Annotated in this window: 1 protein-coding gene; it reads left to right on the forward strand. The window is 69.2% G+C overall.

Annotated features, from left to right (window positions below; all coding sequences use genetic code 11):
- The coding region (locus ACFVU9_RS45505; protein ID WP_387603997.1) for an AMP-binding protein at nt 1–1083 on the forward strand (1083 nt) is incomplete at both ends.

Genomic DNA, 1083 nt, shown 5'->3' on the forward strand with positions numbered 1-1083 from the left:
CGCCGCACCGGCCAGGACACCACCCTCACCGAGGGCCGCGACGTGTGGTGGCACGAGATCACCGCCCGCCAGTCCACCCACCACACCCCCCAGGCCCACGAGGCCGAACACCCGCTGTTCATCCTCTACACCTCCGGCACCACCGGAAAGCCCAAGGGCATCCTGCACACCTCCGGCGGCTACCTCACCCAGGCCGCCTACACCCACCACGCCGTCTTCGACCTCAAGCCCGACACCGACGTCTACTGGTGCACCGCCGACATCGGCTGGGTCACCGGCCACTCCTACATCGTCTACGGCCCCCTGGCCAACGGCGCCACCCAGGTCATCTACGAAGGCACCCCCGACACCCCCCACCAGGGCCGCTTCTGGGAGATCGTCCAGAAGTACGGCGTCACCATCCTCTACACCGCCCCCACCGCGATCCGCACCTTCATGAAGTGGGGCGACGACATCCCCGCCAAGTTCGACCTCTCCACCCTGCGCGTCCTGGGCAGCGTCGGCGAACCCATCAACCCCGAAGCGTGGATCTGGTACCGCGAACACATCGGCGCCGGCAAGGCCCCCATCGTCGACACCTGGTGGCAGACCGAGACCGGCGCCATGATGATCAGCCCCCTGCCCGGCGTCACCGAGACCAAACCCGGCTCCGCCCAGCGCGCCCTGCCCGGCATCGCCGCCACCGTCGTCGACGACAACGGCACCGAGGTCCCCAACGGCTCCGGCGGCTACCTCGTCCTCACCGAACCCTGGCCCTCCATGCTCCGCACCATCTGGGGCGACGACCAGCGCTACATCGACACCTACTGGTCCCGCTTCGAAGGACGCTACTTCGCCGGCGACGGCGCCAAGAAGGACGAGGACGGCGACATCTGGCTCCTGGGCCGCGTCGACGACGTCATGCTCGTCTCCGGCCACAACATCTCCACCACCGAGGTCGAATCCGCCCTCGTCGGCCACCCCTCCGTCGCCGAGTCCGCCGTCGTCGGCGCCACCGACCCCACCACCGGCCAGGCCATCGTCGCCTTCGTCATCCTGCGCGGCGGCATCACCGAAACCCCCGACCTCGTCGACGAACTGCGC

The organism is Kitasatospora sp. NPDC057936 (genome assembly GCF_042887525.1).
Taxonomy (GTDB): domain Bacteria; phylum Actinomycetota; class Actinomycetes; order Streptomycetales; family Streptomycetaceae; genus Kitasatospora.